At 60.1% G+C, this 6,775-nt stretch carries 6 protein-coding genes; 5 read left to right on the top strand and 1 reads right to left on the bottom strand.

Annotated elements, in window-relative coordinates; genetic code table 11:
• Positions 1 to 232: 232 nt before the first annotated feature.
• The 4 genes from FV226_RS19615 (at position 233) to FV226_RS19600 (ending at position 5,690) form a co-directional block, all read left to right on the top strand.
• Positions 233 to 1,201 (top strand): tyrosine-type recombinase/integrase, encoded by a 969-nt coding sequence (locus FV226_RS19615; protein WP_187278805.1) that lies wholly within the window; start codon positions 233 to 235, stop codon positions 1,199 to 1,201.
• 309 nt (positions 1,202 to 1,510) lie between these two features.
• Positions 1,511 to 1,927, top strand: coding sequence for a hypothetical protein (locus FV226_RS19610; protein ID WP_147764205.1), 417 nt, complete (start codon positions 1,511 to 1,513; stop codon positions 1,925 to 1,927).
• Complete coding sequence (locus FV226_RS19605; protein ID WP_147764204.1) at positions 1,924 to 4,662, top strand: hypothetical protein; 2,739 nt, start codon at positions 1,924 to 1,926, stop codon at positions 4,660 to 4,662. Before FV226_RS19610 ends, FV226_RS19605 begins: the two co-directional genes overlap by 4 nt.
• A gap of 258 nt (positions 4,663 to 4,920) precedes the next feature.
• A protein-coding gene (locus FV226_RS19600) for an IS5 family transposase (RefSeq protein WP_147764203.1) occupies positions 4,921 to 5,690 on the top strand; the annotation gives its coding sequence in 2 pieces (ribosomal slippage) (positions 4,921 to 5,245 and positions 5,245 to 5,690; 771 coding nt in all).
• Between the two features lie 45 nt (positions 5,691 to 5,735).
• On the opposite strand, the gene FV226_RS28105 is transcribed toward FV226_RS19600, so the two are convergent.
• Positions 5,736 to 5,888, bottom strand: coding sequence for a hypothetical protein (locus tag FV226_RS28105; RefSeq protein WP_187278804.1), 153 nt, complete (start codon positions 5,886 to 5,888; stop codon positions 5,736 to 5,738).
• A gap of 224 nt (positions 5,889 to 6,112) precedes the next feature.
• Here FV226_RS28105 and FV226_RS28720 point away from each other — a divergent pair, with 224 nt between their 5' ends.
• Entirely contained in the window at positions 6,113 to 6,607 is a 495-nt protein-coding gene (locus tag FV226_RS28720; protein WP_246691659.1) for a hypothetical protein, read from the top strand.
• Positions 6,608 to 6,775 lie beyond the last annotated feature (168 nt).

Here is a 6,775-nt window from a genome sequence, read left to right as displayed (position 1 = left end):
GACACGCGCGCGCAGATCGACGGATAGAGCTGATGCCATGCGGCTCTCCTGCAAAAGCCGCCAAGAGAATCACATCACGCTCCGAGTGGTAAACCCTATTGATTCAGCCTGATCGGATGCCGCTCTAAAGCTCGCGCGAGCGATCGCCGCGGCAGTCCATCGCGCGAGCCTGCTCCTGACCCGTCACGCTCAAGGCGAGGTCGCGAAGATCCCCTACCCGGCGGCCACTGCTGTGCCTGCGGTCAGCGTGCCGACCCCAGCTGCAAAGCCCGTCACTTTCGAGGATCTGTCCGCTGGCTGGGCGGCGGAGAAGCGACCGGCGGCCAAGACGCTTTACGAGTGGTCGCGCGTGGTCCGGCAGTTCACGGCTTTCCTGGGCCGCACAGACGCGGCGAGCGTCACGCCGGACGACCTGATCGCCTGGAAGGAGGCGATGATCCGAGAGGGGCGTCGCCCCAAGACCATCCGCGATGCCAAGCTGGCGCCGGTGCGCGCTATCCTGCAATGGGCGGTCGACAACCGGCGGCTGAAGGAGAACCCAGCCGCGCGGGTAAGCATGGATGTGAAAAGCAAGGTAGCCGAGAGCATCCGGAGCTTCACAGACCAAGAAGCGGCGTTTGTGCTGAAAGCAGCGCTGGCTGAAGCCAATCCTGTGCTGCGCTGGGTGCCATGGCTATGCGCCTACTCCGGGGCTCGCGTGTCTGAGGTGTGTCAGCTACGCACACAGGACGTGGTGCAGGTGGATGGCATCTGGTGCCTGCGCTTCGACCCCGAAGCCGGGCCGCTCAAGACGGCGAGCTCAGAACGAGCGGTGCCGCTGCATTTGGCGGTGCTGGACAGTGGCTTTCTTACCTTCGCTCAGGGCATTCCGTCAGGCCCACTGTTCCCGAAGCTGAAGCCGGACGTGTTCGGCAAGCGTGGTGGTAATGGTACGAAGGTGCTGGGGCGGTGGGTCCGCGGCCTGGGGCTAACGGACGAACGGCTGGCACCGAACCATTCCTGGCGACATCGGCTGAAGACGCTGGGGCGCCGACATGGACTCGCGCCGGACCTGATGGACGCGATCACCGGCCACGGCCGGCGCACGGTCGCGGACAGCTACGGCGAATACGAGATGTCCGCGTTGTACCGTGAGTTGATGAAGATACCGATGCTGAACTTGCCTGAACGGCCTGAAGCACCATGCGTCCCCGATCGTTGACGGCCACGCAAACAGCCGAAGTTGACCCTAAGCGGCCGCTCGGAGCGTCCGCTTTCGGGCGACTGTTCACTAACATTGTTCAGCCAACTGCAATGTGTTGTGGTGCCTCGAAGTAAATAAGCTCCAAGCCCGCGGATAGCGGCTTCTCAAAATGATCTGTCGACCGGGACAAGTAGGCGTTGATCGCTACAAACAGGCCGAGCTATCTCCTTACGGGTGCGTGGCCACGGCCTCGACAGTGACGCGATCTAGGCGGTACGAAGGCGTGCTATCAGGATGGGATCAGCCGTCCGAAACCGTAGGGCCAAGTTGATTAATCCACCCGCCTTGGCGTTGCGGCGCCGCTCGGACGAGCTTTTCGCCTCGGCCGAGCGTGAGCGGGCGCACGACCCGGCTAGTGCCGCCCTTCTATTATTTTATGCCGCCGAGTGCGGGCTCAAGTCCGTGTACATGATGCGGAACAATCTCAAGGTCACCGACGAGGCACGTGGCGCGGCCGATTCGGCGCGTAGCTTCTCTCACGACCTGCGTAAGTTAATCCAAGCCCTCAATATCTCTCGTGCCAGCATTAAGGCCACACCGGCGATCGTCGTCGACCGGTCCGGCCTTCAGGGCGCCCCAGCACTGCTGCACGAAGCTTGGCGATACGGTGTGAAGATCCGGGACACATCCGTCATCTGCGACTGGCTCGCATCCCTAGTCGAATGGTGCAGAGACAATAGATGAGCACGTTCGACCATTCTCCGGTAACTTGGCTGGACGTCGCGCGCCGCTTGGCGGGAATCGATCCCACTCGATCGCCCTTGCCGCCGGAGATCGTCGGCGCCCGGGTCGGTTGGTTCGGCCTGCTGTTCGAAGCGAACGACGAGGTGACAGACACATCACTCGCTGACGGCCTTGAGGTTCTGTTCCCGTCGCGGGTCCGGCGCGATCCCCTAAGGATACAGCTGGAGGGGGGGGCGAGCGGCAGCGAACTCGACGTCGACATCGAAGTCATTACCCGCGAAGCCGGCGGGCGGCAGCCATTCGGCATTATAGACGGTGCAATCGATTTTCGACCGACGACGCAGCGTCCAAACAAGCGCGCAACTCCGATCGCGGCGGCGCTCAGTGTTAAGGGAGGAACCGGCCGGACGACTACTGCAATCGCCTTCGCCCTACATTGGGCGGAGACGTTGGGTCAACCGGTACTCTTAGTCGATGCCGACCTAGAGGCACCGGGCATCAGCTATCTTTTTGAAGCGTTTGCCGGACGTCCGAAGACTTCCTTAGAGGACCTAATAGCGCTTGCGCATGCCGAAGAGACGGACGATGCCCCGGCGGCTACCCAGTTCGTCGCCGAGCGGTTGCGGGATCATCTGCTCCCAGGGAACGTCTACGTGCTGCCGCTCCGCCGTGACATCACTGAACTCGCAAGTTCGTCGGTCCGACCCGAGCATCTCTCAACCCGTGAGCGGCCGTTCGCCCTAGCCGATCTCCTATCGAAAGTGGCCGAGCAACTCGGTGCCTTGGGGATTGTCGTGGATGTTCGCGCTGGCTTGGTTCCGCTTGGCGTCAATCTCGCCATGGACCCGGACGTGTCGCCGATTTTTGTGACGACGCTTGCTGACCAATCCATCAAGGCAACTACCGGATTTGTCGGCTTTCTGGCGCGGGAGTTCCGCAGAGCTGGCGCTGTTCCGCGTCGCCCGCTTCTGGTCGTCAACCGAGTCCCGATTCTATTTCGGCAGACTGGCATGGACAAGACGTTGATAGAGCCGCTCGCTACAGAGTTGCTGAACTCTCTCGTTGGCGACACGGCACTTGAAATAGGTTCGTCCGAGGATGTCTACACCATTGTCCCGGAAATCGAGCCGTTCGTTCAGGTCGATGTACCTGAGCTTCCAGACATTCAAGTACCTACAGGAAACTGGCGCGATTTTGTCGAGCAACTGCGAAGCAGCGGCTTTTCACGTGCCCTTGCAAACGGCAGCGACGCATTCCTGGCCACGGAGCTTTCCGTCAACCCACCCGCCCGCTCGACGTCAGCGCCAACAACGCTAGCCACGATCGACCCGCGAAAGGCGCTACGCGCGTTCGCGAACCAGCTGATTGCCGCGGAGAACTTACAAGGGAACGTGCCTCGCCCTCTAGTGACCCAACCATTGGCCGCTCTCGCTTCACGGTATAAATCCGAAGTGCCAATTGCTATTGCGGAAGGCGCCAAGGGCACTGGCAAAACTTTGGCCGCACGGTACATCGTCTCAAAGGGCGAGTGGAGCGCCGTCGTCAAAGATCTGGTCGGCGGAGAGAGCCCTGTAACGGCCGCTGTGGTGCCTATTGCAGCTTCAATTCAGTCAAGCGCCGCTTTTCAGCATGAAGCTGATAACGTCCGACGAACCGTGAGTGAACATATCGGCTTCGGGGCGCCACTGAGTATATATGAGACCACCAGCTATCTGAAAGAACAACTGGGAAATAGACTGAGCGAGAGCCAATGGATTGGGATCTGGATGGACCTCATCGCTTGGAGTGTCGGTTTCCATGTCAGAATGAAAGGCGCGGGCGAGGGACTATTCGAGGCACTGAGAACAGGAGGTCAATCTATCGTCGCCGTGTTCGAAGGACTCGAGGAGCTTTACTCTAGCGCCGTCGACCAAGGGGTCGAGGTGGCGATGCGCGCGCTGCTAATTTCTGTGCCTCAACGGCTGCGGTCCGAGCCGCGCCGACCTATAGGCATGCTCACCTTCATCAGACGCGATACCGTTGAAGCGGCCATCCGACAGAATCTAGATCAGTTTCGGCGGGAGTATGCCCCCTTTGCGTTGACCTGGACAGAAGACGATGTACTTGAGTTAGCGGCTTGGCTGTCCCATCAATCGGGAGCGCTTCCCAATCTCTGGGACACCCATTTCCACAGCTTGTCTTCCGCGGAACGAGCTGCCAAGCTTGAGCCACTTTGGGGCACCAAGCTGGGCCCCGAAGATCAGCCTGGCCGCCGCACGCGCGAAGCGTATACGGCGACTTGGATAGTCGCGGTTTTGTCGGACCTACGCGGACGGTTGGTGCCGCGCGACTTGGTTCGGCTTTTGGCAAACGCAGCTTCCGTGGAACCCGAAGGTGAAGAACTTAGCCTTTACAGCAGCAGGTTGTTAACGCCACGTTCGCTTAAAACAGCAGTAGATTCTACAAGTAGCTATAAGGTTAATGAAACAGAGGAGGAAATCGTTGAGCTGAAGTCAGCCTTTGCTAAATTCAAGTCCAAGGCCGATGAACTTGCAGTTCCTCTTAGTGAAGCGGTCATTGCTCAATTAGGCCTCACTGATCTCGAATTAACGGCTCTCACCCGTCATGGCATCATTTTTGGCGACAAGCCTCCATTTGAGGTCCCTGAACTTTTTCGCCGCGGTCTCGGCTTGAAGCATTCCGGCGCGCGACGAAGTGTTGTCAATCTATACAATCGCGCTAGAAAATTAGGATAATCGAGCATAGAAGGCCGCTAAAACCTAATTCTACCTGTGTATAGTGTTATCGTCCGTTATCTAAAGCTTGATTTGGACGATCGCTTCGCGGCAATATGTCAAGTTTAGCTAGTGGCGCACATCAGCAAATCCGAACGGTTTGGTTGGGCGTCTCGTTGGTCCGTTCTAAGTCCAAGTTGGGTGGGTTTTTGCTAGGGCCTGTTAGCGTCTGAACCAGTTGGGTGGGGCTGCATTTTTCCTTCGATGGAAGGAGATGGCATGCTGAGTGACGCGCAATGGTCCGTGCTGGAGCCGATGGTGGAGGCGTGTCGTCCGCACGCCAAGAAGCCGCCCGAACACCTGAGACGCACGGTCGAGGCGATCATCTGGCGGCACGAGAACGGGGCCAAGTGGCGCTCCGTACCTCCGGATCTGGGGCCCTGGTGGATGGCGGCTCAGACTTTCATCCGCTGGGCCCGACTGGGGGTCTGGGAGCGTCTGCTGACCCTGGCGCAGGAGCACAGCGTGCGGCTTGGCATGACGTTTCTCGATGGCACGAATATCCGCGCCCATCAGAAGGCGGCGGGCGCCGCTAAAAAGGGGATTCTCAAGCTGAACGGGACGTACGTGAAGCGCTTGGGCGCTCTCGTGGCGGCTTTGGCACCAAGGCCTGCGTTATCGCCGACGGCTTAGGACGAGCAGTGGCCTTCGTCCTGGCCCCTGGACAGGCGCATGAACTCCCCCACGCCGCCGCCTTGCTCGATAGCCTCCCCGGCATTCCGAAATGGGTCGTGGCCGATCGCGGCTATGCCAGCCATGCCTTTCGGCAGCATGTCTGGGATCGCGGGGCACGACCGGCCATCCCCTGCAAGCGCAATGAGGCGCCGGTCGCCTGTCCGGACTGGATCTACAACAACCGCAATCAGGTCGAACGCCTCTGGGCGCGGCTCAAGGAATGGCGCGCCGTCGCAACACGATACGAAAAGACAGCCCCCAGCTTCATGGGCGTCCTCTGCCTCAAAGCCGCCTGCGACTGGATCAGACGCTAACAGGCCCTAGTCTGCTTTCTATATCGAGACGCTCTGGGGCCGCGGCTATGTGCTGCGCGAGGGTGTGGCCGAGATGCGGGCTATGGTGAGCTGAACGGGGTCGTTGATCGTTTGATCGAAGAAGTCTGCCAGCATCATCAGGAACAGCGTACGAAGCGCACTGCAACCCTGATCAGGCGGCCACAGGCGCTCTTCCACCGCGACTTCGACGCGATGACGTCCGGTTAATGCAATCGTGCGAGACGAGCGCGAACTTCCGCCCTGGCTAGGCTGCGACCGAGCTCTAACAGCAGCGTCTCCGCCAAGGCGAGGGCCTCCGGCTCCTCAGCCTCCTGGAGTGACCTGTAACCCGCTAAAATGAAGTCCGTCGCTCGCTCCAGTGGCAGGGCCGTTTGATCTGCACTCGTGATGATGAGGGGGCCATGACCTTCCTCACTGTGTGTAATGTCTACGACAATGCCGCGGCCCGACACCACGGTACCAACGTCGTCCTTGTCGAATTTCCCGCGAGCCAGAATCCGGCGGGTCCGACCGTCCGCCGAACAGACGCGGTGCTCATTGATAAACCAACCGCCGTCTGTCGCGCATCGCCAGATTTGCTCCATGACGTGCGCGCGGTCTTCCGGGTGGACGCCGCCGTTGAACGTTTCAAACGGGATCCCCTCCTCGGCCAACTTGTGTGTGAAGCCGAACAGGAAGGCGATCATGGCGTCGCCAGTGACAAGATTTTGGCGAACGTCGACCTGCCAGCGACCAACTGCATCTGCGTCCTCAAGGACAGCTTGCAACTCATCGCGCCCTGGATCGACGCCTGCGCGGTTCGAAGTCCGCATTTGTTCAAACGCCTCAGTTCAGTCGCAGCTGTGGATAATGTAAAACGAAGCTGTGGTACATCAACACGCGTGCTTGGCTGCTGATACGAGGTGTCATGGCTGATCGTCGCCGGCCTTAGAGGACCCTCTCGGAAGCCATCGTGCTGCCGATAATCGACGGCGGACGCAGCGGGTCTGCTCCTCAAACTGGCAGCTCCGAGACACACCCACCCCCAGCCGACGCTGCCGGACGGCCGACGAATGGCCGCTCAT

The sequence above is a fragment of the Methylobacterium sp. WL12 genome, assembly GCF_008039475.1.
GTDB classification, from domain to species: Bacteria; Pseudomonadota; Alphaproteobacteria; order Rhizobiales; family Beijerinckiaceae; genus Methylobacterium; species Methylobacterium cerastii.
This window is presented reverse-complemented; position numbering and strand designations above follow the sequence as displayed.

Coding starts and splice junctions, on each gene's coding strand:
- FV226_RS19605 (WP_147764204.1), top strand. CDS start 1,924: ATGAGCACGTTCGACCATTCTCCGGTAACTTGGCTGGACGTCGCGCGC.
- FV226_RS28720 (WP_246691659.1), top strand. CDS start 6,113: ATGACCTTCCTCACTGTGTGTAATGTCTACGACAATGCCGCGGCCCGA.